Raw genomic sequence first — 26,105 nt, 5'->3', positions numbered from 1 at the left:
AAACGTAAAGGATGTCCCCGGTTTCTACAATTGAACCCGTCCCCCAATGTGGGAGCGGGCTTGCCCGCGATGGCGTCAGACCCAACACCATCAATTTCAGCCAAGAAATATTGGCCCAACGTTTGATGCCTTAAACAGGTTTCAAGTCGCCTGTTTAAAGACACTCAGTGTTACGTCCTAAGGGCTACAACGCCTTGCGCCGTTACCTACGCGTACGCCAGAATCCGCCGGCTTGTGCGTCCAGGGCACGGGTTCTATCGTGGCTGGGTCACTGAAAAACAGTGATCGGGTTTGGTAGCCCGGTATAACTAGACGCATAGCGCGCCGTTTGCAGATCCTTTCAGGTCTCTGCTTTATGGTGGCCATGCGCAGGGCTCCTTCGGGGGCGCCGGGTTTATCTAGTTACCGGTCTACCAACCCGCGTATGGCCGCCACCCATCGTTTGGTAGCGAGGGTGAAGGCTCCTTTTTAAGCATTAACTAGAGAGCTTCATTCATGATCAAACCAACACCCAACCCACCGGATACCGATCCGGCATCCCCGTACGAATCCGTCGATTCCAAGAAATTCCACGACGCCGCCGAGCGCGCCCTCGACCATTACCTCAACCCAGGCGCCCTCATCATGGCCGCGGCCAAGGAGCCCGAGCGCATGTTCCTCGTCAATCCCAAGTACGACACCGAATCCCTGCTGGCCAACGCCAGCGAATCACTGGGCTCGGCCACCACCATGCTCAACAACTTCGCGGCGTTGCTGGACAACTCACACCGCAAGACTTTGTTGGGGATTACGCAGGTGGTGATGCTGGGAGAATTGGCGGTGAATCAGGCGCTGGATCAGGTTGAAGTGAAGGAGTAAGAGCACACCCTGTGTGACGGTGGTGAGTCCGTCGTCACAGAGGGGAGGGTAAGTCGGCAGGGTTTGGATGGCGCTTCGGCCCATTCAGTCTTTGCTCGATTTGGGTATCGCAATACGGCTACTGGTCTTGACCTCGCGTAATGCCAGGCTGGACTGGATGGATGCGATACCCACCTGACGCCTGAGCACCTGCTCTATAAAGTCACTATAGCTATCAAGATCCTCTGCCAACACTTGCAGCACGTAATCAGCATCCCCGGTGATCTTGTGACAGGACAACACTTCGGGCAATTGCGCAATCACCGCCTCGAAGGCGTCGGGAGCGTGGTCGGCGTGGGTGGAAAAACGGATGTGCACGAACGCCATGATGTCCAGTCCCAGCATGCGTCGATCAAGGTTTGCCTGGTAGCCCTTTATCACTCCCGCCTCTTCCATTCTCTTTCGCCGCCGCCAGCAAGGAGTCAGGCTTAACGACAGGCGCTCGCTGAGTTCGGCGTTGGAAATGCTCGCATCCTCTTGCAGCAACGTGAGTATTGCCAAGTCCGTCTCGTCGAGACTGATGCGTTTGGATGATTTTTTCTGCATTTGGCAAATCCTGAGTATAAAAACCCGAAAAATCTAGTAAACCACGAAAACAAAGCAAAGAAAGCGCATCCCTGCCGGAACAGAATATTTGCACTGGCTCACATTAACGGATGCGCAGAATGTTTACAGTTTTCAGTGATTCCCACCGTTTGCACCACGGCACCGAATTGAAAGACGGCGTGCTCAAGCCGTCGTTCGAACAGCCCAGTCGGGCCGATACCGTCCATAACCGCGTCAAGCAGGTAGGCCTTGGCCAGATCGTAGAGCCGCGAGCCTTTGACCGCGCGTGCTACGTCAACGCGCACAGCGAGCGCTACGTCAGCTTTCTGGAAAGTGCCTGGGCAGAATGGTGCGCGACCGGACGTACCCACGATGCCCTGCCGCTGGTATGGCCAGTGCGCGATCTGTCCAACGAACAAGTACCGGCCTTCATCGACGGCAAACTGGGTTTCTACGCCATGGACGCTGGCTCGCCGATTACCGCGACGACATGGCAAGCGGTTAAAACCAGTGCAGACATAGCCCTCACTGGCCTGGCGTTGATCGATGAAGGCCACGACAGTGCCTTTGCCCTGTGCCGCCCGCCCGGCCATCACGCAGCGCGTGAATACATGGGCGGCTACTGCTATCTCAACAACGCCGCCATTGCTGCACAAAGGGCCATTACCCAAGGCGCCAAGCGTGTCGCGGTACTGGACGTCGATTTTCATCATGGCAACGGTACCCAGAACATTTTCTACGGGCGCAGTGACGTCATGTTTGTCTCGCTGCACGGCGAACCGACGGTGTCCTATCCGTACTACTCAGGCTTCAGCCACGAAGTCGGCGCGGGCCACGGCGAAGGTTACAACTTGAACTATCCAATGCCGAAGAACACCACCTGGGAAAGCTACCGCAACGCCTTGCTCCACGCCTGCAAGAAACTCCAGCAATTTTCCCCTGAAGTGCTGGTTATTTCACTGGGCGTCGACACGTTCAAGGACGACCCCATCAGCCACTTCCTGCTGGAAAGCGACGATTTCATCGGCATCGGCGAACTGATAGCGAGCGTGGGCAGCCCCACTCTGTTCGTGATGGAAGGTGGCTACATGGTCGATGAAATCGGGATCAATGCGGTCAACGTGCTGCATGGCTACGAGAGTAAGCGCGCCTGATCCGCCCCCTGAATGGCAGCGCTTCAAACATTAAATCGGAGAATAAAAACATGACTCTTTTTATAGATGTCGATCATGCCGCACGCCTGTTCGCCAAGGTGGGAATCCGCCGCGCAATCCACGAAATGGCGGGGTATATCGAAACCGACTACGCGCGTTGGGCACAGTTTGATAAGTCGCCACGCACCGCCAATCATTCAGCCGACGGTGTGATCGAGTTGATGCCCACCGACGATGGCCAACAGTACTCGTTCAAATACGTGAATGGTCACCCGGATAACGGTCAAAGGAATTTGCTGACGGTCATGGCCTTCGGTGTCCTGGCCGATGTCCAGAGTGGCTATCCAACGCTGCTCAGCGAACTGACGCTGACCACTGCCGTACGCACTGCCGCGACCTCTGCCTTGGTGGCGCAGTCCCTGGCGCGGCCCGATGCAAGCATCATGGCAATCATCGGCAATGGCGCGCAGAGCGAATTTCAGGCACTTGCCTTCCACGAAATGCTGTCGATCAAGCAACTGCGCATTTTCGATATCGACCGCGACGCTTCACTCAAGCTGAAGCACAACCTGTGCGCGTTCCCGGACATTGAGGTGATTCTGGCCAGCTCGGTGCAGGAGGCGGTGAAGGGCGCGCACATCGTCACCACTGTCACCGCCGACAAAGCCTATGCGACGATTCTGACGCCGGAGATGATCGAGCCTGGCATGCATATCAATGCAGTCGGCGGTGACTGCCCCGGGAAAACCGAACTGCACGCCGACATTCTGCGCAATGCCCGGGTCATTGTTGAGTTTGAACCTCAAACCCGGATTGAAGGCGATATTCAACAACTGGAGCCTGACTTTCCCGTCGTCGAGTTTTTCCGGATTGTTCAGGGCGAAGTCCCGGGCCGCGAGAGCGACACGCAGGTCACCGTATTCGATTCGGTGGGCTTCGCTCTGGAAGACTTTTCATCCCTGCGCTACGTGCACGATCTGGCACGGGAGCATGCCATCGGTGAGCGCATCCATCTGGTGCCCACGCCTGCCAACATAAAAAATCTTTACCAACTGCTTGATCAGCCGCCCGCAATCGCCCCCTCGCGCCTGCGCACCGCCAGCTGATAGCCATCGATGGCGCCCCCTGAGCAAAGCGCCAAGGGGGGCGCTCGGGGTTGAGTGGATGAGGAACACTGCCACTCCCAAAACAACACCGGTATTAGCCGTTGTACCTCTAACAAGAACGCCAGACACCCACCTTTCTGCCAAAACTCAAAAACATAAAATCAAGAGGTTTTGTAATGAAATCGACTCCGTCCGAGCGGGTTGAACAGCCCGCGCTGCAGCGCACGCTCAGCAATCGTCACATTCAATTAATGGCCATGGGAGGCGCCATCGGTACAGGCCTGTTCATGGGTTCAGGAAAGATCATTGCCCTCTCAGGCACGTCGATCATCCTCATTTATATGATCATCGGGATGTTCGTCTACTTCGTCATGCGCGCCATGGGCGAACTGTTGCTCTCCAACTTGAACTTCAAAACCTTCGCCGATTTTGCTGGTGCCTACCTCGGCCCGCGAGCGGCATTTTTCCTCGGCTGGTCGTACTGGCTAAGCTGGAGTGTCGCTGTGGTAGGCGATGCCGTCGTGGTCGGCGGATTCTTTCAGTACTGGTTCCCCGATGTACCTGCGTGGATCCCGGCCATCGGTATGTTAATGACGCTGTTCGCCTTGAACGTGCTGACTGTCAGGCTTTTCGGCGAAGTGGAGTTCTGGTTTGCGATCATAAAGATCATTGCTGTCGTCACCCTGATTGGCGTCAGCATAGTGATGATCGCCAGCTCCTTTGTTTCACCCAGTGGCGTGACTGCATCCCTGAACCACCTGCTGGATAAACAGGCAGCCTTTCCCAACGGTCTGTTCGGTTTCTTTGCCGGATTCCAGATGGCAATCTTCTCCTTTGCCGGCACCGAACTGATCGGCACTGCCGCCGCCGAAACGCGCGCCCCCGAAAAGACCCTGCCTAAAGCCATTAACTCGATTCCGCTGAGAATCATCCTGTTTTATGTGCTGGCACTGGCTTGCATTATTGCGGTGACTTCCTGGCAACAGGTGTCGCCCAACAAGAGCCCTTTCGTCGAACTGTTTCTGGTTGCAGGGTTTCCCGCCGCCGCCGGTATCGTCAATTTCGTGGTGCTGACGTCTGCCGCCTCATCGGCCAACAGTGGCGTATTTTCATCCAGCCGCATGCTGTTCGGATTGGCCAGTCACGACAATGCTCCTGGGATTTTCCGGCGCTTGTCGGGCAATAGCGTGCCTCTGCTGAGCCTGGCGTTTACCACTTTGTTGATGCTGGTGGGCGTACTGCTGCTGTTCATCGTTCCAGAGGTCATGACCGCGTTTACCATCGTCTCTACCGTGTCGGCAATCCTGGTGATTTTCACGTGGTCGACCATCCTCGCGTCATACATTGCCTATCGCAGAGCCAGGCCCGATCTGCATGCGCAATCGGTCTACAAGATGCCTGGCGGTGTGCCAATGGCCTGGTTCTCTTTGGCGTTTCTGGGCTTTGTTCTCTGTTTGCTGGCACTAAGACCTGACACCCGTATTGCCTTGATGGTCATGCCGGGGTGGTTCATATGGTTGGCAATTGCCTATCAACTGACCCATTCCAGGAAGTCCAAAGTCGCTGCTGATTCAGCAAGCCAATACAGCTGATGCGCTGATAGCACGAGTTGGTTAAAAGTCTCTGGCGGGCGCCTACAGTCTGTGTTCGCGCAGGCACTGCAATTACCTGACCCGACCAGGGACTGAAGAGAAGTTGTGACACGCTGGTTTCAATGCACCGGCCTTAACTGTCTCGGTGTGCACCATTCACCGGCAGTCGACTTCCGAGGCGATAGCGTGAGGAGGGATGAATCAGGCGCACATAGGTGACGATTTTGCTCTGGCTCCAGGTCCGGCGCATGAGGACCAGGCAGGGTTCATTGACATCGATTTGCATGTGTTTGCTTTCATCGCTGCTGGGGTGGCTGGCTTCGACGATATGTTCCATTTCATCGGGCCTGATGACCTGCAGCAGATATCTGGCCGGTTGCAGGTGCTCGCCGAAGTCTTGCTGTAAAAAATCCGGCACCAGCTCGGGATTGACGTAACGATCCTCGAGCTGGACCGGTACGCCTTCTTCGCAATGCACGCAGACCAGATGAAAAACCGAAGAGCCGGTGGGCAGCGCCAGCGCGGCGGCCACCGGCATCGAGGCTGCCTCGCGTCCCAGGTGCAGGACTCGGCACGTGTAACTGTGACCTCGGGCGAGGATTTCGTCAGCGATGTTGGTGATTCTCAGCAGGTTCGATTGCGGTTTGCTTTCAGCGACGAAGGTGCCTACACCTGAAATCCGCACCAAATGTCCTTCTTCGGTCAGCTCGCGCAATGCCCGGTTGACGGTCATGCGCGACATGCCCAGTTCTTGCACCAAACGGTTCTCTGACGGGATCAGGTCGCCCGGTTTCCAAACGCCCGCGCGAAGCTGGCCTTGCACAAAATCCTTCGCGCGCTGATAGAGCGCTTGCGGTGCATTTTTAATCATTAGTCGGTCCGTGTTTCTTGGGCGGCAAGGACGCTTGCCAGTGCCTGGAGGAAAAGGTCGTTATCCTCACAGCTTCCGATGGATACCCGCAAGTGCTGAGAATATCCAGCTTCGCGCCAGGGCTTGATGATGACCCCCTCGCGTAGCAGTGCCTGGTTGATGACTTCGGCAGGGTAGGGTGTGTGGAAGTACAGAAAGTTTGCCATGGAGGGTGCGGTCGCGACGCCTTGTTCGTGCAGTGCGGCTGCCACCCTGCGGCGTTCGCTGGCGACATGGGAAAGACAGCTGTTCAGATAATCATCGTCGGCCAGCGCAGCAACCGCCGCGGCTTGGGCTACGCGGTTAACGTTGAAGGGCGTGCGCAGACGGTTGATCAGGTCGGCCAGTAGCGGATCGCTGACGATTCCGTAACCGACTCGCAAGCCCGCCAGGGAATAGGCTTTGGAGAAAGTCCGCAGCAGTATGAACGGTTTGCCACTGGCCTGAATCAAGCCCAGGCAATCCGGATATTCGGCCTCCCATCGGGCGTATTCGTAATAGGCCTCGTCGAACACCAGCAAACACTGTGCGGGCAATGCGTCGAGCAACTGCTGCAACTCATCGGCGCTCAGGGTGCAGCCCACCGGATTGGACGGGCAGGAAAACATCAGCAAACGCGTGCGGGGCGTAAGCGCGGCGATCATGCCCGCCACGTCGAAAGTGCCTTCGTCGGTCATTGGCACGCCCACTACCCGGGCGCCGGCGGCCATTGGGTAGATGAAATGCAGCCCAAAGGACGGCACCACGGTGACGACTTCATCGTCATGGTCCAGGAACACGCGACTGATGACGCTCAGCAAGTCTTCCGAGCCATTGCCGAATACCAATTGATCTTCCGGTACGTCGAGTTTTTCCGAGAGTGCGGCGCGTAATGCCTGGCAACCGGCGTCGGGATACAGCGCAATCTCGCTGCAGGCCTGAGCCATCGCGGGGGTGACGGCGGGTGCCGGCCCCATCGGGTTTTCATTGCTGCCCAGTTTGGCTACCCGAGTCAGACCAAAGCGCTTGCGCACTGCCTCCGAGCCGAGGCCGGCGTTGTAGCTGGCCAGGTCACGCACTTCGGCGCGGGCCAGCAGATTCAGGTCGTTGGAATTCATACCGGGCTAACCTCTTTGGTGTCCTGCCAGAAAGCGTTGCGGTCCAGGTAGTTCTGCAGAAATTGCTGCAGGCGTGGCTGTTCGGCGTTGTGAAAGATTTCGTGAGGGGTGCCCTGAGCGACCACTTGGCCTTGATCGAGAAACACCACCGAGTCGGCGACCTGAGCGGCGAATCCCATCTCGTGCGTGACCACCACCATGGTCATGCCTTCCTTGGCGAGGGTTTTCATGACCTGCAGTACTTCGCCGACCAGTTCCGGGTCGAGGGCCGAGGTGGGTTCGTCGAACAGCATGATGTGCGGCTCCATGGCCAGTGCCCGGGCAATCGCCACACGCTGTTGCTGGCCACCGGAGAGCTGCGCCGGATAAGCCGCGGCCTTATGGGCCAAGCCGACTTTATCGAGCATCGCCATGGCGCGTTGCCGGGCGTCATCGGCGGATAATTTGCGCACACGCAGCAAGGCTTCACTGACATTGCCAAGGGCGGTCATGTGCGGCCACAGGTTGAATTGCTGGAAGACCATGCCAACGTTGCGCCGCACCTGATTGATTTGCGACTGGGGCGCACGCTTGTGGCCCTTGCCGTTCTCCGGCACCCAGCCAAGCAGCTGACCTTCTATGTAAATTTCGCCCTCGTCGTACTCTTCAAGGAACGCCATGCTGCGCAGCAGGGTACTTTTACCTGAGCCGGAAGGACCGATCAGGCACACCACTTCAGAGTGCCGGACCTGCAAGTCGATACCCTTGAGTACCCGCAGGTTGCCGAAGCTCTTGCCGACGTTGTGCAGTTTCAGCATCGGCGCGCTGTTGTCGGAGAGTGTCTTGGAAGTCTTCATCGCTTCACCTGATTCGTTCAATACGGATGAGTGTGGCGCAGCTGTCGGCGTCGAATGGAAGTTGCTCATCGCGGCTGCTTCTGCATGAATCGCCCGACGCGCACTTCCAGCAGCATGCCCATCCGTGAGCAGGCTTCCACCAGGAGCAGGTAGCCGATGCAGAGCACCAGCAGGGTCTCGACAAAGGCAAAGGTTTCCGAACCGATGCCGGTGAGGACCATGGTCAATTCGGGGATGGTGATGATCGACAACACGGCCGTTTCCTTGCACAGGATGGTGATCAGATTGACCAGTGCCGGGAGGATGATCACCAGCATTTGTGGAATCTGGATGCGCGTAATGCATTGCAGGCGGGTGATGCCCAGGCAGTCGGCCGCTTCCAGTTGCCCGCGGGCAACGGATTGAAAGCCGGAGCGGAAAATTTCGGCGAAATAGACGCTGCCATAAATGCCCAGGCCGAGAATGCCGGCTGGAATGGGGTCCAGGTTCAAGCCAAAAGACGGGCCGCCGTAATACACCAGGAACAGCTGGACCAGAAACGGTGTACTTCGAATCATCTCGATGAACGCTCGCAACGGCGCGCGCACCAGGCTGTTGCCGAACAGTTGGGCAACCGCAATCAACATGCCCAGCGTCAGGCCCAGCGCGACACCGGCAGACCAGGTGCCGAGGGTGATCATGAAGCCTTGTCCGATGTCGCCGAGATGGTCGGTGATGATCGTGGGGTCAAAGATCATGCGTAGCGCTCCTTCAGATGACGCTCCAGCAGGCCGCCAAAGAACGCCAGCGGAATGTTGATCAGGCAATAGAAGCCGGCCAGCATCAGGTAGTCCTGAACGAACATGTAATCACTGGCAGCAATGTTCTGGGCGGTGCGCGTCAGGTCGGCCAAACCCACCACCGACACCAGTGACGAAGCCTTGATCAGCAGGATCATTTCGTTGACCAGTGCCGGCAAGGTCAGGCGTACGGCTTGAGGGACGCGAATGCGCACCAGCATTTGCCCTGAGCTCAGGCCCAGCAGGCCGGCGGCTTCCAGCTGACCGCCAGGGATGGCGAGAAAACCACCGCGCATGATTTCAGCGATATACGCACCCGCCGCCAGGGACAGCCCGATCACCGCTGCCACCATGGGCGAAACGTTGGGCAGGCCGATACGCGGCAGGAAGTAATAAATGAACAGCAGTTGCACCAGCAGCGGAATGCCACGGAACACGAATATATAAGCGCCGCCCAAGCGCCTGAGCAACGGCAGGGGTGAAAGACGCAGACTGCCTACGACAACGCCGATGACAAAGCCGATGGCCAGTGCCGCGACGGAAATTTCGAGGGTCACCAGCAGGCTGTCCAGCAGAAGGGGCAGGTTTTGCAGCAGTAAAGGCCAATCGAACATCGTCGTGCCTCCAGCATGGATAAATCACCGGCTCGGCTGAGCCGGCGATCCGTTCATAAACCCCGTGACCGTGCTTTACCAGGTCGGCTCGAAGTCGGCTTTCGGCACATCCATTTCGGTGCCCAGCCATTTCTTTTGCAGGGCGGCGAGGCGACCGTCTTCGTGCATTTTCAGCATGGCGCTATCGAGAGCGGCGATCAGGCTGTTGGCGTCATCATCCTTGCGTCCCAGGTAGGCGAAGTAGGATTTCTTGCCAAATGGAGGCATCACCACTTTGTACTTGTCCGGGTGTTGGGCGGCGACATAGGAGATGTTCGGCAGCGAGTTGGCGACGGCAACGATGCGCTTGGTTCCCAGCTCTGCGTAGGCCTGGTTGTTGTCGATGTATTCACGGACATCGACTTTTTTCGGCAGGGTGGCGGCGAAAGTTTTCAGCTCTTCGAGTTGCGCCGAGCCTTTACCTGCGCCCACGGCTTTGCCGGCAATGTCTTCAGGTTTACTGATGGGGCTGTCCTTGGCGCTGACCATCAACGCTACGGTGGCCTCGGCTATCGGCATGACGAAATGGTAACGCTCCTTGCGTGCCTTGGTAACGATGATTGGCCCCGCGACGACGTCGAATTTCTTCGCTTCCAACCCCGGCAACACACTTGGCCATGGCAGGTCCATGAATCTGACCTTGACGCCCAACTCTTTGCCCAGTTGCTCGAACAGCTCGGCGTTCAAGCCCTTCTGTTTGCCGTTCTCGGTGAAGTCGAAAGGCGCAAATTGCAGTTCAGTGCCCACCACCAGTTCACCGGACTTTTTCACATCGGCAAGCTGATCGGCCTGGGCTGCCATACAGGCGCCAGCCAGGGTCAAGGCGATGCACAGACCGTTGAATTTTTTACTGAACAGAGAATCGAGTTGCATGGTGTAACTCCTTCATCAGGTGCAGCGAGGCTTATGGTGTGTGTTGGTTCTGGTTATGCGTTGCGTATGAATCATTACGGCTACAGCAGTTAACGTGCCAGAGCGGTATATACAGCTTGAATCAGCACTCAACCGAGGATTTTCCCCGGGTTGAGAATGCCCTTGGGATCGAAGCAATCCTTGAGTTGTTGCATCGCCTGGCGAGCCTCGAGGCTGACCGAGTGATGGAGAAAGTCTCGCTTGAGCAAGCCGATGCCATGTTCGGCCGAGACCGAACCGCGCAGTTCGCCGACAGCGCTGTAGACCAGTTCCTCGACCTCCAGGATGGGGGCGGGCTCGGGCAAGGAAGCGCAGTCCACCGTCAGGTGTAGATTGCTGTCACCGATATGGCCGAAATACACACTGTGGTTGCCCGGCCAGCGCTGTTCCAGGCGCTGGCGACAGCGTTCGGCAAAGTCGCCTATCAGGCCGATGGGCAGGCTGATGTCGAAGTTCAAAGGCTTCATGCGCAGGGGGAATTCGCCCGTCGCTTCACGGATCTTCCAGAGTGCCCGGGCCTGGGTCTGGGAGCTGGCCAATACCGCATCGACCACTTCACCGGCGGCGAAGGCTTCTTCCAGTGTCTGCTCAAGCAAGTCCCGAGGGCTGGCGCATTCGAGCAGCACATACAGCGGATGATCGAGCGACATTGGCGCGCTTGGGTTTTCCAGCCAGGAAACCCCCAGGCGGAAAAAGTCCTGCCACATCAGCTCATACGCTTGCGGCGTACCGACGCTGCGCTGCACCCGGCGCAGCAGGCTGACCGCACTGGCGTAATCGGGAAGGGCGCAGAGCAGGGTGGTGGTTTCACCAGGTTGAGGTGCCAGCTTCAATACCGCACGGGTAATCACCCCAAGAGTGCCTTCGCTGCCGATGAAGCACTGTTTCAGGTCATAACCGCAGTTATTCTTGATCATCTTGTTGAGCAGATTCAGTACCCGGCCATCGGCCAAAACCACTTCCAGACCGAGTACCAGATCCCGGGTCATGCCGTAGCGAATCACCGCATTGCCACCGGCATTGGTGGCGATGTTGCCCCCGATCTGGCACGAACCGCGGGCGCCGAGATCCAGGGGAAAGACGAACCCGGCATCAAGCGCTGCTTGCTGAATCTCTTGCAGCGTCGTGCCGGCCCAGACGCTGATGGTCGCCGCCGCAGGATCGATTTCTTCGATGCCGCGCAGGCGCTCAAGTGACAGGGCTATGTCCGTTTCACGAGGCACTGCGCCACCGGCCAGCCCGGTCATTCCGCCTTGGGGGACCACTGGCTGTTGCGCGTTATTGCAGATGCGCAAAGCGCTCGCGACCTGCTCGGTGGTGCGTGGCAGCAACAGTGCGGCAGGGCAGGCCGGTGCATGGCCCGTCCAGTCGCTGTAGTGCCGTTGACTGATATCGGCACCCGTCACTACCGCGCCATCACCCAGCGCCAGGCGCAATTGTTCGAGGGTCTGTTGCAAATCGTTCATCGGTTCAACTCACGGTGAAGGATGTGGAGGGCGTCGCGCACAGCTGGCGACGGTGGAGCTGGTTCAGGTCTGGTGTTCCGAGCAGCGACAGGGCCAGACGCAATTCTTGTGCAAGCAGGTCGAGCGCATGTCCGGCACCTGCCTGCCCACCGACCGCCACTCCATACAAGGTAGCGCGCCCAAGCAAAACCGCATCAGCACCGAGGGCGCAGGCTTTGAGAATGTCGGTGCCACGGCGGATGCCACTGTCGAGCAGCAGCGTCAGCTTGCCTTTGGCGACGGCGGCAATCGCCGGGAGGCAATCGATACTCGCCGGGACGCCGTCCAGTTGCCGGCCGCCGTGGTTGCTGACCACCACGCCATCCAGGCCCAGCGCGATGGCTTTCTCGGCATCAGACGGGTGCAACACGCCTTTGAGCAACAACCGTTGTGGCCAGCGGTCGCGCAAGCGGGCGAGGGCATCCCAATCCAGGCCGGTGTCCATTTGCGAGCCTATGAAATGGGCGGCACCTTCGATAGTGCGTTGCGCGGAGGGCAGATAGCGTTCGATGTTGCCCAGGTTCGGCAGGCCATGAGGCCACAGTGTCTGGGCCATCCACCTAGGATGATTGAGCACGTCGATCTTGTTGCGCAGGCTCAGTTGCCGCGGCCGGACAAAGTTGCGTTTGTCCCACTCCCGGTTGCCCAGCAGCACCGCGTCGCTGGTCAGCAACAAGGTCTTGCAGCCCACGGAGGCTGCGCGCAGGAGCAGGTCTTCCTGGACCTTCGGGTCACGCAGGCAGTAGAGCTGGAACCAGAGATTCACCTCTGGCACCGCCGCGACGACTTGCTCCAGGGAACTGGTGGAAACGGTACTCAGCGTAAAGGGCAGGCCGCGCTCCGTTGCAGCGCGGGCCAGATGAATATCGGCATCGCGATAAAGCATGGCGTTATAGCCGGTGGGACCGATTGCGATGGGTAGCGGCAGCTCTCGACCGAACAGCGAGCGCTGGGGTTGCGTTTCGGAGCAGGGCACCAGGGTTTGCGGCAGCAGGGCAATATCCGCGAAGCCTTGACGGTTGCGGCGCAAGGTCAATTCTTCTTCGGCACCACCCTCCAGGTATTCCCACGCGAAATGCGGCAAGCGTCGACGGGCCATCACTGCCAACTCGGCAATGCTGTGTGCTCGACGATAGTCCGGGCCTGAATAATAGCGGCGCATGGCATATCCCATCGGCTACGTAAGAATAGGTGTTCGCCGCCGTCAGGCGGCGAACGGGTTCAGCTCAGAGTTATGAATCAGGCATACAGGCGCTCTGCCGGCAACCAGCGAGTGAACGCCGCGTTCTCGACCCAGGCGCGCGCAGCGGCGATATCCGGGGCGAAATAGCGATCTTCATCGTAGTGAGCCACTTCACGGCGAATCATCGTCAGCACTTCGCTGAGCTTTTCCGAAGTCTGCAGTGGGGCATGCAAGTCAACGCCTTGCGCTGCGCCCAGTAGTTCGATGGCAACCACCGCGCTGCTGTTGCCGGCCATGTCCAGCAAACGACGTGCCGCAAAGGTCGCCATCGACACATGGTCTTCCTGGTTGGCTGAGGTTGGCAGGCTATCGACTGAGGCAGGATGCGCCAGGGTCTTGTTCTCCGAAGCGAGGGCGGCCGCGGTGACCTGAGCGATCATGAAGCCAGAATTCAGGCCGCCTTCGCGCACCAGAAAGGCCGGCAGGCCTGAGAGTGCCGGGTCGACCAGTTGTGCGATTCGTCGCTCGGAAAGGGCGCCAATCTCGGAGATGGCCAAGGCCAGCACATCGGCGGCCATGGCGACCGGTTCGGCGTGGAAGTTTCCTCCGGAAAGCACGTCGCCGTCGGCGCAGAACACCAGCGGGTTATCCGAGACGGCATTGGCTTCACGCAGAAAGACTCCGGCGGCGAAACGCATATGGTCCAGGCACGCGCCCATGACCTGAGGCTGGCAACGCAGCGAGTAAGGGTCCTGCACTCGGTCGCAGTGGCGATGGGATTCGCGAATTTCACTGGTAGCCAGCAATTCGCGGTAAAGCAGCGCCACGTCGATCTGCCCTGGTTGTCCACGAACGGCCTGGATGCGTGGGTCAAACGGCACGTCCGAGCCTTTCAAGGCTTCAACGCTCAGGCTGCCAGCGACTACCGCAGCGCTGAACAGCTTTTCGCAGGCGAACAGGCCGCGCAGGGCCAGCGCCGTCGAGACCTGAGTGCCATTGATCAGCGCCAGGCCTTCCTTTGGACCCAACACCATCGGTTCGAGGCCGGCAATTGCCAGACCCTCGACAGCCTCCATTTCACGGCCCTCATGACGCACCCGGCCGACGCCGATCAACACCGCGGACATATGCGCCAACGGTGCCAGATCGCCCGAAGCACCGACCGACCCTTGCGACGGTATGCACGGGTAAACCCTGGCTGCATAGAGCTTGCTCAGGGCCTGAATCACCTCCCAGCGAATCCCGGAAAAACCACGGGCAAGGGAGCCCACCTTGAGCGCCATGATGAGAGCGACACTGGCGTCATCCAGCAGTGGGCCGGTGCCGGTGCAATGTGAAAGCAGAAGGTTGCGCTGCAGTTTGGCCAGCGACTCGGTAGGGATTGAGGTCCGTGCCAGCAGGCCGAACCCGGTGTTTATGCCGTACACCGTCCGCTCGTTGGCGATGATTTCGTCTACTGTACGAGTACTTGCATCGACGACGTCGCGCGCAGCCGGGTCCAGTTCGAAAGGACTTTGCAGCTGATAGATGGCGCGCAATTGATCGAGGGTGAGATGACCGGGTTTGAGCTGCAACGGTGCGTACATTGAGAGTGTCCTGATGGCAGGGTGATGGGGAATAGAGAGCTACATGTTCCTGTATATACAGGTAAGGCAAAATGCAGGCCAGCTTTCCATTCCGGCTCGCCAACGAGCATTCCAGACCCGCTCGTTCAGACGAAAAGGGAAATCGATCAGGACGGTTTTTCTAAGGTATGTAACCGAAGGTTGCACCAGTTGTGGGCGCTCTGCCCACTGCTGGGGCGAAGGGAAACGGGCTCGTAACAGGTTTGATCGGGCGCTTGCGTCGCAATATTCGCATTAGCTCGAGGCTTGCAGATAGGTAACTGGTGAGGCGGCACAGTAAATGCTATGTCCTGTATATACCGGCTCGTCATTCACTGGCAAAGCCGCAACCTCGCCACCGCTGTATTTACTTTTGCAGGAGTGAACATGACCTCTATCACCAATCTGCCTCTGATCGATATGACCGGAGTTCGTGAGGGTAATCAGGCAAGCATTCGCCGGGCCGGTGATGCCATTCGAAAAGCCTGCAGCGAAATCGGTTTTTTCTACATTATCAATCACGGCGTACCGCAGCCGGTGATCGACAGAGCGATGGCGGCAGCTGCAAAGTTCTTTGCTTATCCGACTGAGATCAAGCGCCAGGTGGCGGTGAACAAGCGGCATCGAGGCTGGCATGCGCTGGGTGGGGCGACCATGTATGAAGCCACCAAGCCTGATCACAAGGAGTTCTTCAGTATCGGTCTGGAGCTGGCGGAGGATGATCCATGCGTTGTTGCCGGCGAGGCTTTGCGCGGGCCGAATCAGTGGCCGGAATTCATGCCCGAGTTGCAAGACGCACTGGCGGAATACTATTCAGAAATCGGTAAGGCCGGAGCGGATTTACTGAGGGCCGTGGCGGTAGGGTTGGGTATCGAAGAAGATTTTTTCATCGATAAATACACCAAGCCCCTGCAGCGTACGCAGATGGTCTATTACCCACCACAGCCTGCACAGGCGGAGGCTGACCAATTCGGCGTGGCACCGCACACGGACTACGGTTGCATTACCTTGCTCTACCAAGATAACAGCGGCGGTCTGCAGGTCCGCGAGCTTGGCTCCAACCGTTGGATCGAGGCGACTCCTATTCCTGGCAGTCTGGTTGTTAACGTTGGAGACCTGTTGGCTCATTGGTCCAATGATCGCTTTCGTTCGACCCTGCACCGGGTGATTAACTCTTCGGGTCACGAGCGCTACTCCATTGCCACGTTCTACGACCCGACTTATAGCGCTGTTGTCGATCCCTGCGATCTGGGAATCGATCCGGCGCTGAGCCTGTATCCACCGGTAGCGGCCGGCGACTACATCCTCAAACGAATCGATGACTCAATGGCGTATCGCAAAAAGGGTTAACGACGCGGACAAGATCGACGTTGTCATGGCCGGCACCGCGAAGCCCATCCCGAGACCGAGAATTCGCCACATTTCCCTGTGGGAGTGAGCCTGCTCGCGATGGCGTCAGACCCGGCGCCATCGATTTCAGCCAAGAAATATTCGCCCAACGTTTGATGCCTTAAACAGATTTCAAGGCGCACGTTTAAAGACACTCGGTGTTACGTCCCAACGGCTACAACGCCTTGCGTCGTTACCTACGCGTACGCCAGAATCCGCCGGCTTGTGCGTCTAGGGCACGGGTTCTATCGTGGCTGGGTCACTGAAAAACAGTGATCGGGTTTGGTAGCCCGGTATTCCAGGCGCATAGCGCCACCTTTTGCAGAGGTTGTTTTTAACCTCTGATTTTTATGGTGGCCATGCGCAGGGCTCCTTCGGGGGCGCCGGGTTCCTGGACCGGTCTACCAACCCGCGTATGGCCGCCACCCATCGTTTGGTAGCGAAGGGTGATGGCTCCTAATGAGCTCGTCCAGGAGATCCATCTATGCCTAAACCAACACCCAACCCACCCGATACCGATCCGGCATCCCCCTACGAATCCGTCGACTCCAAGAAATTCCACGACGCCGCCGAGCGCGCTCTCGACCATTACCTCAACCCAGGCGCCCTCATCATGGCCGCGGCCAACGAGCCCGAACGCATGTTCCTCGTCAATCCCAAGTACGACACCGAATCCCTGCTGGCCAACGCGAGTGAATCACTGGGCTCGGCCACCACCATGCTCAGCAATTTCGCGGCGTTACTGGACCACTCACACCGCAAGACCCTGCTGGGAATTACGCAGGTCGTGATGCTGGGGGAATTGGCGGTGAATCAGGCGTTGGATCAGGTTGAGGTGAAGGAGTAAGAGCAAGCCCTGTGTGGCGATGGTTAGTCCGTCGTCACAGAGGGGAGGGGCAGTCGGCAACCGTATCCATGAAGTCTCAGCTTTCAGGTGAAGATTCGGATCGGTACCGGGTTTCGTTCGACCCATGGCTGCTTTTCGTGAAAGGCAGTTAACGGCCAATGGCTGACCTTGCAGATCGGCTGCCAGAAAGCCACTTTTCCATTGCTATGCTAACAACGTCTGTTTCTGCGTCAGAGACGAGCAGAATGGCAGCACAAAGCATTTTTTATTCATTGCACATCGTCAGAGGAACGCCCCGCGATGCGACACTCACTTAAGCATTCGAGCCTTCGTTTTGGCTTTTTGCTGACTGTTATCTCAATGGGCCTTACCGCTTGTTCCAGTAACGACAATATCAATACACCTGCCACAGCCATTGCTCGACCACCGATCGATGATAGCGAGACGTCTTCTGTACGTGTCACTACCAGTTGGATACAACACTCGCTTAGTCAAGCTGAATGCCTGAAGCACGCTCAATCAGCGCTTACAAAAGCGAGATATTTTGTTGATGCCGGAGACAGGTCCGTTTTTGGATTTCGTCAAGGAATGACTTTTTCGATCCGCTGCGACTACGAAGGCGTTGCATTTTTAGCAGTGGCTTATCGCCACAGACCCAGTGTTGAAACGCAGGATCGGATCTTGAATGAAATAACCAGGTTATTTTAAGGACTAGTGACAGGCAGCAAACGGCCAATAGCTGCCTGTCACGATTAGCCCGGTTGTCGCGATCAGCCGATTTAGAACGCACTGCTCAGAGGTGTTCCCCTCTCCCGTTGAAGGTGTCCACTAAGGGCACCATTTTTCAGCTCTATGCCTCATGTGGCCGTACTTAAAGCAAATCTTCAGGTCGCATCGTCAAAATGATTTTCCCGACGTTTTCGGAAGACTCCATCCGGCGATGCGCATCGGCAGCCCGCGCTAGCGCAAACGTGCTATCGACGACCGGCTCAAGGCTTCCGGCACCCTCGAAGCGATCAAGCCAGTGATCGCGGAATCGCTTGATCATGGCGTGCTTCTCCGGTTGCGTGCGCGACTTCATCACCGTGCCGATGATTTGCAAGTGGCGGTAAAGAATGTCCTCCAGCGCCACCGTGACGTTGCCGCCACCGCCAAGGATGCCGACCTGAATCAGGCGACCGCCCTTGGCAAGGGACGCGATGTTGCGGGCGAAGTAGGGCTCACCGATAAAGTCGATGATCACATCGACGCCACGCCCCTGGGTTTTGTCGGCGATCACTTGAGCGAAGTCCTGCGTCTTGTAATCGATCGCCACGTCTGCGCCCAAATGCTCGACACGCGCCAGCTTGCTGCCTTCGGTGGTCGCATACACCGTGGCGCCGGTGGCGTAAGCCAACTGCACCGCGGCTGATCCGACGCCGCCGGCGGCCGCGTGAATCAACACCGAATCGCCGGCCTTGAGCCGAGCCAAGTGCATCATCGCTTCATGGGCCGTGACGAAGACCTCGGGAATGGCTGCCGCGTGTACATAGTCCAACTGCGCGGGGATGTGCATGGCCATGCGGTAATCGATGCGGGCCAGCTCGGCGTAGGCACCGCCGCCGACCACGCCCATGACTCGATCTCCGACCTCGAATCCGGTCACTGCGCTACCTTTGCCGATCACTTCGCCGGCGATTTCCAGACCGATGATCAGCGAGTCACCGAAATTCGGATGGCCGTACCCTCCGGTACGGTGAGTCAGATCCGCACGGTTTACCCCGGCGGCATAGACACGCACCAGCAGGTCGTCAGGCCGCACTTCAGGATTGTCGACTACTACGAGTTCCAGGACGTCTGGCGCACCAAATTCTCTGATGTTGATGGCTTTCATTCAGTTGTTCTCCGTTTCGCTGAACGTGGCGTTGGCGATAGCCGATGCGGTGATGGCGCCAGGGAAGCCCACGTAGAAAGCCAGGTGCGTGATGGCTGCCGCCAGTTCGTCTTGGGTCACACCGTTGCCAGCCGCCCTGCGTAAGTGAGCAGGCAACTCCTCCGCGTGACCACCGGCAATCAATGCCGCCACGGTGATCAGGCTACGGTCGCGCGGGGACAGCGCGGGATCGCTCCAGATTTGCGGATAAAGCGTCGAGTCGACGAATTGCGCCAGCTTTGGCGTGAACGCGCGCGCGGCTTCGCGAGGACTGCTGAAATTGAGCTTGGACATGGGCGAGTTCCTTAAACCTGGCTGATGAATTTGTGGGTGAGATAGTGCTCTATGCCTTCAATGCCGCCTTCGGAGCCGTGACCGCTTTCTTTCATGCCGCCGAACGGGAGCTCAGTCGCGACGATGCGATATTGGTTGATCCCGATCATCCCAGCCTCTAACCCGTCGGCGACGTCAATGGCCGTGCGCGCGCTGGAGGTGAACGCGTAGGCCGAGAGTCCGTACGGCAGGCGGTTGGCTTCTTTCAGCCCATCGGCCAGTTCATCGAACGCCATCAGCACGGCAATGGGGCCAAAGGGTTCTTCGTGCATGACGCGGGCGTTCATCGGCACATCTGCCAGAACCGTGGGTTGAAAGAAGTAGCCTTCGCCTGACAAGGCTTCACCACCGACCAATACCCGTGCACCTTTTTCGACGGCATCGGCGACCAGTTCTTCCATTTTTGCCAATTGCCTTGGGTTGGCCAGGGGGCCGACCTGCGTGTCTGGATGCAGGCCGTCACCTATTCTCAGCGCTTGGGTCGCTGCGACAAAGTGATCGACGAAGGCTTGATAGGCGCCGCGCTGGATGAGAAACCGAGTAGATGAAATGCACACTTGCCCGGTGCCGCGAAACCGGTTCGCGACGCCTTCGATAGCGGCTTTTTCAATGTCGGCATCTTCGAACACCAGCACCGGTCCGTGCCCACCCAGTTCAAGGGTGATGGGCTTCACGCCTTCGGCAGCTCGTGCAGACAGCAGGCGCCCGATCGGCACTGAACCGGTGAAGGTCACTTTGCGAATGATCGGCGAGGCGATCAGATGGCTGGACACTTGATCCGGTACGCCGAAGACCACTTGCAGTACACCTTTGGGCAATCCAGCATCATCGAGTGCACGCGCAAGGGCCAGCGCTGTGGAAGGGCTTTCTTCACCGGGTTTGAGAATGACGCTACAACCCGCAGCCAGCGCTGCCGAGAGCTTGCGTGCCGGGGTGATGGCCGGGAAATTCCACGGTGTAAATGCGGCCACTGGGCCGATGGCCTGGCGTTTGACCAGTTGCAACACGCCGGGACGGTTGGCCGGCACCACACGGCCATCAATACGCCGGGCGCTTTCGGCAAACCATTCGAAATACTCCGCCGCGCGGGTCACTTCATCCAGGCTTTCACCCAGCGGTTTGCCTTCCTCCAGGGTCATCTGCGCGGCAATCTGCGGTGCACGTTCGAGGATCAGGTCGGCGGCATGCTTGAGGATCTTGGCGCGCTTGTCAGGCACGGTCTGGCGCCATTGCTCGAAGCTCAGGCGAGTCACTTCCAAGGCGTGATCAAGGTCGCCTGCGGTGGCGAGTGGGACGCGTCCGATTTCGCGGCCGGTAGCCGGGTTAACGACGGCGGCAGTATCGCGCCCTTCAGCACTGATCCATTCACCACCGATGAAAAGATAAAGCGGGTCGTAGGAGGTTTTCATGATGTGCCCTTCAGTTGGTTGTCAGAGATTCGAATGAAACCCGGCGCCTGTTCAGGCGGCCTGTGCAACCAAGTTTATGGAAGGAGGGCCCATTGATTTAGACGGGCCAAAGGGAATCATTGTTGTCGCCAGAGGTAATATCGAGCCGCGGGCCGAACGTGTAGCATCCGGAAAATGCGCGTTAGCACGGGTGAGTGTCAGATCTATAGGAAGGTCGCGATGGATAAGCTTTCGAACATGTCGGTGTACATAAAGGTTGTCGAGATGGGCAGTTTCACGGCCGTGGCCAATCATCTGGACTCCACGGTCGGTAACGTCTCGCGTGCTGTCTCTGCGCTGGAAAACGTGCTCGATGCGCGCCTGTTGCAACGCTCGACCCGACGCCTGTCGGTCACCGATGCGGGGCGACGATTCTATGAGCGCTGCACGAAAATTCTCGCTGATCTGGAGAGTGCCGAAGCCGAAGCCAGCAATGCCGCCCTGGAGCCTCGGGGAACACTGAGGGTGCATTGCGTACCCGGGCTGGCTCGGCATTTGGTCACCGGGGCCGTGCTGGAATACCGTCAGCAATTCCCGGAAGTGACCGTGGATTTATTGCTCTCGCAACGTATGCCTAACCTGTTGGAAGACCAACTGGACGTCTCGATTCTGATCGCCCGAGCGTTACCCGATTCGGCGTATGTCAGCCAAAAAATTGGTGTCAGCCATTGTGTGCTGGTGGCGTCGCCAGACTACCTGGCTCGGAATGCGGCCCCCGAGACGCCTGAAGATCTGCGCGATCACCAGTGTTTGCTGTTGGGTACCGTTGACTATGTGCGGGATGAGTGGCAGCTGAAAAGCAAGGCAGGAGACGCGACATTTGTCCCGACAGGGCCAAGTTTCAGCGTCAACGATATGGATGCGATGGCATATGCCATTCGAGATGGGGCGGGGATTGGCTTGCTGGCCGGGTTCACGGCCGTCGACGATTTGCGTTGCGGCAAGCTCGTGCGGGTTTTGCCTGACTACCATACCTATGAGCGCAACGTGTACGCCGTCTATACCTCTCGGCAGTTTGTCGATGCAAAAATCACGCGGTTTATTGAAACGCTGAAAGATCGGGTTGGCAGTCAACTGGCCGCCACGGCCAAAGAACTGATCGATTGAAATGCCACGGAGCAAAAAGGTATTTGCGCCTCGATGAAACAACGCTTCGAGGCGCAATGATTGGCGAACAGCTTGGTTATCCCTGGCTGCAACGGCCCATGACGTTATAGGCCAATACGTGCTGTTTGCCTTGTGAATCCTGGTAGGTCATGTGCGTCGGCACTACAGCGCAAACATCTGGCACCGGGTCTTCAGAGATGACCTTGGCGACATCAAGGTGGCTGCCATAACCGTATTGCTCTACAGGCTGAGTATTTGCAGCGCCGTCCTGTGCCGCTACCACAGAGCTGAAGCCCAAGAGTGCGACGATGATCATTGCCGTTTTCATAATGAGATTTCCTAAAGTAAGTGTGATGTTGCTGGCAGGACGTACTTTAGGTTCGAGGGTTTTTTGGAAACAGGAGCGAATCAGGGAAAGACTTTTCTAAATTCCGAACACAATGTGGGGATGTCTGAGGTAAAGGCGGTTCGTCTGTGACCGTCCGCTATTGGCCGTTTTCAGCCGGTCGCAACAGGCAACAATCGGCCAAAATCCAAAAAGGAGGCACCCATTAGCCGGTCTCGTCAAGGCTAATGGGTGTCCACTTTTTATTGCGATTATTGCCTATGGTCGAGGCCGGTAATCGGCTGATCGGTCATTAAGAGTATTTACAAAACGTGGTGCGATTCAGTTCATGACGTTTGCCAGCTCAAGTTCGGACAGCAACGACTCGGGCAAAGCTTGCAATGCTTGCAATGGCTGCGAATGCAACTGCCCCCCATAACGCAAACGTTGCTCCATGCTCGCTCGATAACATGAAGCAATAAGCAACCAGCGCTGCACCAATTGCCTGTCCAACCAACCTTGACGTAGCAACCATACCGCTTGCACTGCCGGCACGTGTCGGTGGCGCGCTGCCCATAAAACCTTTGAGGTTAGGTGCTTGGAAAAAACCAAACCCAATGCCTGACATAGCCATGCGCCAGCTAATATTCAAAGTCGAGGGGTTATCAGGCATAAGTACTAGAGCTATCAACCCAACCGCCAGTATCGAAAGACCGATTCCTCCTAATGCGCCGGGAGAATAATGATCACTCAAGCGGCCGGCAATTGGGGCCATTATCGCTACCATGACAGCCCATGGCGTCATTAGAAAACCAGCCTCTACTTGGGATTTCCCAAGCGTCGTATAGAAATAAAACGGCAGGGCTACGAACGCCAGTCCTTGTGCTGCGAAGGTGCAAATGGACGTCACGACAGAAAGCGCAAACATGGGCCGACGCAGCAGATCAATCGGCAGCATCGGCGCCTTATGACCTGCCTGACGATGCATGAGCAGTGCGAAGAACAAAGCAGTTGCGGCCAATTCCAATGCCAGGGTAGTGAGTTTCTCTTGGTGGGCAGCATCCCCGAATAACAAAATCAAAAAGCTGAACGCGACTATGTTGTAGAGGGCAGTCAGACCATCAAACTTGTGGGTCGCCCGGCGGGTATCAGGCAATACTTTTCGCCCCAGGAAAAGTGCGACCAAGCCAAGCGGAACGTTGATTGCGAATAACCACGACCAACTGGCAACTGACAAAATGAGGGATGACAAGGTCGGCCCGATTGCAAAAGCCACTGCAACGACCAAGGCGTTGGTCCCATAACCACGTCCCAGCATGCGCGTCGGGTAGATGGCTTTAAGCATGGCTGTATTCACACCCATAACGGCGCTAGCCCCAATTCCCTGTAACAGCCGAGCTATGACCAGTGAAGGCAACGACCAGGCCAGAGCACAGGCAAGCGATGCCAATGTGAATAAAAACAGTCCGAAAAGTAGTACCCGCCGGTAGGAGATGATTTCACCCAATGCAGCGAACGGGAGGAGCGTTGCGACCATCGCTAACTGATAGACGTTGATGATCCAGACCGATGATGCAGGTGTTGTCTGCAATTGAGCAGCTATTGCAGGTAAAGCGACATTGGCTATTGCGGTGTCGAGTGATGCCATGGCGACACCGATCGCCAACGAAAATATCGCGAGGCGGCGGGCGTTTTCAGGCAACCCATCTGGCTGAGAAGTGACGGTCTCTGCATCCATTGTTGTTTGTCTGGACATGCTGGCTCCAAGATGTAGAGGAAGTGGTTTCTTCTATCAAGTTTGCTTCGTTGGTATTGCTCATTGGATGGTGCTTAGGTGAGAAGCAATCTTCTGTCGCTTGCTTGATAGCGTCCAAGACCGATATACAATCTTTTATATAGGCCCAGCCTATAGTTAAAAATGTCGAGTGTTCTAGTTCGCAGCGACACATCCATTGACCAATCGCCGCCTTACGCGAAAGTCAGCTTTGTGGAGGTTTTTGCCGGTCGTGACCGGCAACAGTCTGCCAAGAACAGTCATTCAACTTCTACGAAACCAGGGAGCGACACAAAGCGACCGTCAGATTACAGCCGCGTCAGATACACAGTTAACCTGATCGAGAGCTACGCTAATACTTGGTGATGCCCGGCCCATCCAAATCAGCAGTGGCGCACGAACATGGTGTTCTCTCTACTCATGGCGTTGGTATTAGCGTTCCTGATTGGCTGGGTTTCGCAGCGCATGGGTATGTGCCTTGTCAAAGCGAGCGAACAATTACTGGCGGGGCGTCCGACGTTGTTTGTGGCGCTGACATCGTGTGGATTGTTCGGGTTGATGCTGGCCCCGATCTATCGTTTCTCCGGGGTCAGCCTGCCGCTGTACTCGCCTGATATTTCCTATCCTTTACTGGTTTCGGGAGGCTTGTTGTTCGGGGTGGCATCGGTGCTGAACAACGGGTGCAGCGTCGGCACGCTAACCAGGTTTGCCTGTGGCAATTTCAATAAACTGTTCACGATGATCGGCTGGATCCTGGGGATGGTGCTCTGGTATTACATGCGCATGATGCCCGAACAGAAGAGCATTCTGATGCCGGAAATTTCCGGCCGTCATTACTGGCTGTTGATCGGTGTAGTGGCGCTGGTGCTGATATTTCTGGTCGGCATACACGGTAATAAACACCTGGTTTTCTCCAGTATGCTGCTGGGTGCGTTGACGAGTGCGCTCTATGCGTTCGAGCCGTCATGGACACCCAGTGTGTTCTTTTACAATGTTTCGCAGATGTTCTGGCAAGCCGATATGGCAATCAGCGCCCGGCGTATTGCGGTGTTTGTCATGTTGCTGGCAGGCATGCTGAGTTTTACCCTTTCCAGGAAAAAGTTCCGTTTCGAGGCCTTTACCCCATCAAAGGCTGGCATTCATTTGTTGGCGGGTATTTTGATGGGGATTGGGGCTTCGATGATGCTTGGCGGTAACGACTCACAAATACTGTTGGTGTTTCCAACGCTGAGCGTTGCTTCGAGCATTCCACTGATGTCGATCGCCACAGGCATGCTGGTGTCGTTGTGGTGCAAAAACCGCGCGACGCGTTGAACGCTCTAAAGAGCGCTCCAGGGACAATATGTCCGCCCCCCTTTTTCTATCGATCCGAGGCATCCACATGCCGAGTTAAGCGGCCCTCACGGGTAGACTCCGTCACTTCTAATAGCATTGGAGGCGGTCGGACGCAGCCTCGCGTTGCTACACGTTACGCGAGGATCTCAAATGAGGTGCTGGTAAGGCGTTCGCCATTCGCCATGATGTGCACCGCGTGTTTGCCCACATAGTGTTTGCGAGTAGTCAGTTCCTTAATATGCTGCCCCCGACTCACAAACTCACTCCCCCCACCAGCCAGCGTCAACGCCTTAAGCTTGAACACCTTCGCCGATGTCCCGCCATTGGCCTTCACATAATCAATCGCATAATCAATCACCAGCCGCTGACTCTCCGCCACCGTGGATTTCACGCCAAACGACAACGTAATTTTCTCCCCCAGCCGAATCACCGCCGGCTCGACCTTCACCCCAATAATCTCCACCTCAGCTTTGCCGCTGGCCCCAATAATCGCCAGCGCCCGCTGATTGCCCTGTTTGATCAAACTGCGCAACGCATGCTTGGCAATCCAGGCCGTGTGTTTGTTTTCCAGCGACCAACCCTCGATCAAATCCAGCACCCACTCCGGATGGTCCTTGGTGATGTCATTGAGGTGGTTGGCCACGGACTTGCGCACGTAGAGGCTTTCATCGGCCTTGAGGTTGTCGAGAATCCCCGCCGCCAATGTCGGGTCGCTCTGAATCTGTTCCAACCGAAACGACCACGGCAAACGCGGTCGGCTGCCTTCGCTGGCCAGGGGAGAAATAACGGGACGGATTTATTTTTCCGGGCAATAAATCCGCCGTTTTTCATTCAGCCGTTTTTTCTGCCCCATCGTGAAGT

At 57.2% G+C, this 26,105-nt stretch carries 23 protein-coding genes and 1 pseudogene; 8 read left to right on the top strand and 16 right to left on the bottom strand.

Going from position 1 to position 26,105, the window contains the following annotated elements; all coding sequences use genetic code 11:
* The first annotated feature begins 495 nt into the window (after window positions 1-495).
* The gene (locus tag HNR03_RS16555; protein WP_259154672.1) at window positions 496-858 is read left to right on the top strand and encodes a DUF6124 family protein; all 363 of its coding nucleotides are present in this window, start codon (window positions 496-498) and stop codon (window positions 856-858) included.
* Between the two features lie 84 nt (window positions 859-942).
* On the opposite strand, the gene HNR03_RS16550 is transcribed toward HNR03_RS16555, so the two are convergent.
* Window positions 943-1,443 (bottom strand): Lrp/AsnC family transcriptional regulator, encoded by a 501-nt coding sequence (locus HNR03_RS16550; protein WP_259154671.1) that lies wholly within the window; start codon window positions 1,441-1,443, stop codon window positions 943-945.
* A 119-nt stretch (window positions 1,444-1,562) separates the two neighbouring features.
* Between HNR03_RS16550 and HNR03_RS16545 the strand changes: the two genes are divergently transcribed.
* The 3 genes from HNR03_RS16545 (at window position 1,563) to HNR03_RS16535 (ending at window position 5,295) form a co-directional block, all read left to right on the top strand.
* On the top strand, window positions 1,563-2,597 hold the full coding sequence (locus HNR03_RS16545; protein WP_259154670.1) for a histone deacetylase family protein: 1,035 nt from the start codon (window positions 1,563-1,565) through the stop codon (window positions 2,595-2,597).
* Window positions 2,598-2,647: 50 nt separating this feature from the next.
* Window positions 2,648-3,703 (top strand): ornithine cyclodeaminase, encoded by a 1,056-nt coding sequence (locus HNR03_RS16540; protein ID WP_259154669.1) that lies wholly within the window; start codon window positions 2,648-2,650, stop codon window positions 3,701-3,703.
* A 176-nt stretch (window positions 3,704-3,879) separates the two neighbouring features.
* Entirely contained in the window at window positions 3,880-5,295 is a 1,416-nt protein-coding gene (locus tag HNR03_RS16535) for an amino acid permease (protein ID WP_259154668.1), read from the top strand.
* A 133-nt stretch (window positions 5,296-5,428) separates the two neighbouring features.
* Here the strand turns inward: HNR03_RS16535 and hutC are convergent, their stop codons facing one another.
* The 9 genes from hutC to hutH form a co-directional block, all read right to left on the bottom strand.
* On the bottom strand, window positions 5,429-6,166 hold the full coding sequence (gene hutC, locus HNR03_RS16530) for a histidine utilization repressor (RefSeq protein ID WP_259154664.1): 738 nt from the start codon (window positions 6,164-6,166) through the stop codon (window positions 5,429-5,431).
* A complete protein-coding gene (gene hisC, locus HNR03_RS16525; protein ID WP_259154662.1) occupies window positions 6,166-7,302 on the bottom strand; it encodes a histidinol-phosphate transaminase in 1,137 nt (378 codons plus the stop codon). The genes hutC and hisC overlap by 1 nt, the downstream gene beginning before the upstream one ends.
* Window positions 7,299-8,099 (bottom strand): amino acid ABC transporter ATP-binding protein, encoded by an 801-nt coding sequence (locus HNR03_RS16520; RefSeq protein ID WP_259154731.1) that lies wholly within the window; start codon window positions 8,097-8,099, stop codon window positions 7,299-7,301. Before HNR03_RS16520 ends, hisC begins: the two co-directional genes overlap by 4 nt.
* Before the next feature lie 104 nt (window positions 8,100-8,203).
* A complete protein-coding gene (locus tag HNR03_RS16515; RefSeq protein ID WP_259154661.1) occupies window positions 8,204-8,875 on the bottom strand; it encodes an amino acid ABC transporter permease in 672 nt (223 codons plus the stop codon).
* Window positions 8,872-9,531 carry an amino acid ABC transporter permease gene (locus HNR03_RS16510; protein WP_259154660.1) on the bottom strand — a complete coding sequence of 220 codons (660 nt, stop codon included), beginning with the start codon at window positions 9,529-9,531 and terminating at the stop codon, window positions 8,872-8,874. Before HNR03_RS16510 ends, HNR03_RS16515 begins: the two co-directional genes overlap by 4 nt.
* Before the next feature lie 75 nt (window positions 9,532-9,606).
* Window positions 9,607-10,443, bottom strand: coding sequence for a transporter substrate-binding domain-containing protein (locus HNR03_RS16505; protein ID WP_222587299.1), 837 nt, complete (start codon window positions 10,441-10,443; stop codon window positions 9,607-9,609).
* 128 nt (window positions 10,444-10,571) lie between these two features.
* A complete protein-coding gene (locus HNR03_RS16500; protein ID WP_259154659.1) occupies window positions 10,572-11,948 on the bottom strand; it encodes an FAD-binding oxidoreductase in 1,377 nt (458 codons plus the stop codon).
* 4 nt (window positions 11,949-11,952) lie between these two features.
* A complete protein-coding gene (locus HNR03_RS16495) occupies window positions 11,953-13,149 on the bottom strand; it encodes an alpha-hydroxy acid oxidase (RefSeq protein WP_259154658.1) in 1,197 nt (398 codons plus the stop codon).
* A 77-nt stretch (window positions 13,150-13,226) separates the two neighbouring features.
* Window positions 13,227-14,756, bottom strand: a complete 1,530-nt coding sequence (gene hutH / locus HNR03_RS16490; protein WP_259154657.1) for a histidine ammonia-lyase — start codon at window positions 14,754-14,756, stop codon at window positions 13,227-13,229.
* Window positions 14,757-15,161: 405 nt separating this feature from the next.
* Here hutH and HNR03_RS16485 point away from each other — a divergent pair, with 405 nt between their 5' ends.
* Window positions 15,162-16,124 (top strand): isopenicillin N synthase family oxygenase, encoded by a 963-nt coding sequence (locus HNR03_RS16485; protein WP_259154656.1) that lies wholly within the window; start codon window positions 15,162-15,164, stop codon window positions 16,122-16,124.
* Window positions 16,125-16,647: 523 nt separating this feature from the next.
* Window positions 16,648-17,010, top strand: coding sequence for a DUF6124 family protein (locus tag HNR03_RS16480; RefSeq protein ID WP_259154654.1), 363 nt, complete (start codon window positions 16,648-16,650; stop codon window positions 17,008-17,010).
* A gap of 871 nt (window positions 17,011-17,881) precedes the next feature.
* On the opposite strand, the gene HNR03_RS16475 is transcribed toward HNR03_RS16480, so the two are convergent.
* Genes HNR03_RS16475 through HNR03_RS16465 form a run of 3 tightly spaced genes read right to left on the bottom strand, consistent with a single transcriptional unit; the run spans window position 17,882 to window position 20,664 of the window.
* Complete coding sequence (locus HNR03_RS16475; RefSeq protein ID WP_259154653.1) at window positions 17,882-18,883, bottom strand: NAD(P)H-quinone oxidoreductase; 1,002 nt, start codon at window positions 18,881-18,883, stop codon at window positions 17,882-17,884.
* A complete protein-coding gene (locus HNR03_RS16470; RefSeq protein ID WP_163854186.1) occupies window positions 18,884-19,216 on the bottom strand; it encodes a carboxymuconolactone decarboxylase family protein in 333 nt (110 codons plus the stop codon). It abuts the gene before it with no gap.
* A gap of 11 nt (window positions 19,217-19,227) precedes the next feature.
* Window positions 19,228-20,664: an NAD-dependent succinate-semialdehyde dehydrogenase gene (locus tag HNR03_RS16465; protein ID WP_058426061.1), complete on the bottom strand. Its 1,437-nt coding sequence runs from the start codon at window positions 20,662-20,664 to the stop codon at window positions 19,228-19,230.
* Between the two features lie 219 nt (window positions 20,665-20,883).
* Here HNR03_RS16465 and HNR03_RS16460 point away from each other — a divergent pair, with 219 nt between their 5' ends.
* Complete coding sequence (locus HNR03_RS16460) at window positions 20,884-21,810, top strand: LysR family transcriptional regulator (protein ID WP_116832068.1); 927 nt, start codon at window positions 20,884-20,886, stop codon at window positions 21,808-21,810.
* Between the two features lie 76 nt (window positions 21,811-21,886).
* Here HNR03_RS16460 and HNR03_RS16455 read toward each other — a convergent pair whose 3' ends face one another.
* Window positions 21,887-22,138, bottom strand: coding sequence for a DUF2790 domain-containing protein (locus tag HNR03_RS16455; RefSeq protein WP_058426063.1), 252 nt, complete (start codon window positions 22,136-22,138; stop codon window positions 21,887-21,889).
* A 361-nt stretch (window positions 22,139-22,499) separates the two neighbouring features.
* Window positions 22,500-23,891 carry an MFS transporter gene (locus tag HNR03_RS16450; RefSeq protein WP_259154649.1) on the bottom strand — a complete coding sequence of 464 codons (1,392 nt, stop codon included), beginning with the start codon at window positions 23,889-23,891 and terminating at the stop codon, window positions 22,500-22,502.
* A 420-nt stretch (window positions 23,892-24,311) separates the two neighbouring features.
* On the opposite strand from HNR03_RS16450, the gene HNR03_RS16445 reads away from it, so the two are divergent.
* The gene (locus tag HNR03_RS16445) at window positions 24,312-25,223 is read left to right on the top strand and encodes a YeeE/YedE thiosulfate transporter family protein (protein ID WP_310504539.1); all 912 of its coding nucleotides are present in this window, start codon (window positions 24,312-24,314) and stop codon (window positions 25,221-25,223) included.
* A gap of 154 nt (window positions 25,224-25,377) precedes the next feature.
* On the opposite strand, the pseudogene HNR03_RS16440 reads toward HNR03_RS16445, so the two are convergent.
* A pseudogene (locus tag HNR03_RS16440) lies at window positions 25,378-26,019 on the bottom strand (DNA alkylation repair protein); the annotation flags it as partial.
* Window positions 26,020-26,105 lie beyond the last annotated feature (86 nt).

It is taken from the genome of Pseudomonas sp. JAI111 (genome assembly GCF_024809425.1).
GTDB lineage: Bacteria > Pseudomonadota > Gammaproteobacteria > Pseudomonadales > Pseudomonadaceae > Aquipseudomonas.
Note: the sequence above shows the minus strand (reverse complement) of the source record. Positions and strands in the feature narration are given on the sequence as shown.

Excerpts from the sequence above, each read along its gene's own strand:
- HNR03_RS16555 (WP_259154672.1), top strand. The coding sequence starts at position 496 with ATGATCAAACCAACACCCAACCCACCGGATACCGATCCGGCATCCCCG.
- HNR03_RS16550 (WP_259154671.1), bottom strand. The coding sequence starts at position 1,443 with ATGCAGAAAAAATCATCCAAACGCATCAGTCTCGACGAGACGGACTTG.
- HNR03_RS16545 (WP_259154670.1), top strand. The coding sequence starts at position 1,563 with ATGTTTACAGTTTTCAGTGATTCCCACCGTTTGCACCACGGCACCGAA.
- HNR03_RS16540 (WP_259154669.1), top strand. The coding sequence starts at position 2,648 with ATGACTCTTTTTATAGATGTCGATCATGCCGCACGCCTGTTCGCCAAG.
- HNR03_RS16535 (WP_259154668.1), top strand. The coding sequence starts at position 3,880 with ATGAAATCGACTCCGTCCGAGCGGGTTGAACAGCCCGCGCTGCAGCGC.
- hutC (WP_259154664.1), bottom strand. The coding sequence starts at position 6,166 with ATGATTAAAAATGCACCGCAAGCGCTCTATCAGCGCGCGAAGGATTTT.
- hisC (WP_259154662.1), bottom strand. The coding sequence starts at position 7,302 with ATGAATTCCAACGACCTGAATCTGCTGGCCCGCGCCGAAGTGCGTGAC.
- HNR03_RS16520 (WP_259154731.1), bottom strand. The coding sequence starts at position 8,099 with ATGCTGAAACTGCACAACGTCGGCAAGAGCTTCGGCAACCTGCGGGTA.
- HNR03_RS16515 (WP_259154661.1), bottom strand. The coding sequence starts at position 8,875 with ATGATCTTTGACCCCACGATCATCACCGACCATCTCGGCGACATCGGA.
- HNR03_RS16510 (WP_259154660.1), bottom strand. The coding sequence starts at position 9,531 with ATGTTCGATTGGCCTTTACTGCTGCAAAACCTGCCCCTTCTGCTGGAC.
- HNR03_RS16505 (WP_222587299.1), bottom strand. The coding sequence starts at position 10,443 with ATGCAACTCGATTCTCTGTTCAGTAAAAAATTCAACGGTCTGTGCATC.
- HNR03_RS16500 (WP_259154659.1), bottom strand. The coding sequence starts at position 11,948 with ATGAACGATTTGCAACAGACCCTCGAACAATTGCGCCTGGCGCTGGGT.
- HNR03_RS16495 (WP_259154658.1), bottom strand. The coding sequence starts at position 13,149 with ATGCGCCGCTATTATTCAGGCCCGGACTATCGTCGAGCACACAGCATT.
- hutH (WP_259154657.1), bottom strand. The coding sequence starts at position 14,756 with ATGTACGCACCGTTGCAGCTCAAACCCGGTCATCTCACCCTCGATCAA.
- HNR03_RS16485 (WP_259154656.1), top strand. The coding sequence starts at position 15,162 with ATGACCTCTATCACCAATCTGCCTCTGATCGATATGACCGGAGTTCGT.
- HNR03_RS16480 (WP_259154654.1), top strand. The coding sequence starts at position 16,648 with ATGCCTAAACCAACACCCAACCCACCCGATACCGATCCGGCATCCCCC.
- HNR03_RS16475 (WP_259154653.1), bottom strand. The coding sequence starts at position 18,883 with ATGAAAGCCATCAACATCAGAGAATTTGGTGCGCCAGACGTCCTGGAA.
- HNR03_RS16470 (WP_163854186.1), bottom strand. The coding sequence starts at position 19,216 with ATGTCCAAGCTCAATTTCAGCAGTCCTCGCGAAGCCGCGCGCGCGTTC.
- HNR03_RS16465 (WP_058426061.1), bottom strand. The coding sequence starts at position 20,664 with ATGAAAACCTCCTACGACCCGCTTTATCTTTTCATCGGTGGTGAATGG.
- HNR03_RS16460 (WP_116832068.1), top strand. The coding sequence starts at position 20,884 with ATGGATAAGCTTTCGAACATGTCGGTGTACATAAAGGTTGTCGAGATG.
- HNR03_RS16455 (WP_058426063.1), bottom strand. The coding sequence starts at position 22,138 with ATGAAAACGGCAATGATCATCGTCGCACTCTTGGGCTTCAGCTCTGTG.
- HNR03_RS16450 (WP_259154649.1), bottom strand. The coding sequence starts at position 23,891 with ATGTCCAGACAAACAACAATGGATGCAGAGACCGTCACTTCTCAGCCA.
- HNR03_RS16445 (WP_310504539.1), top strand. The coding sequence starts at position 24,312 with ATGGTGTTCTCTCTACTCATGGCGTTGGTATTAGCGTTCCTGATTGGC.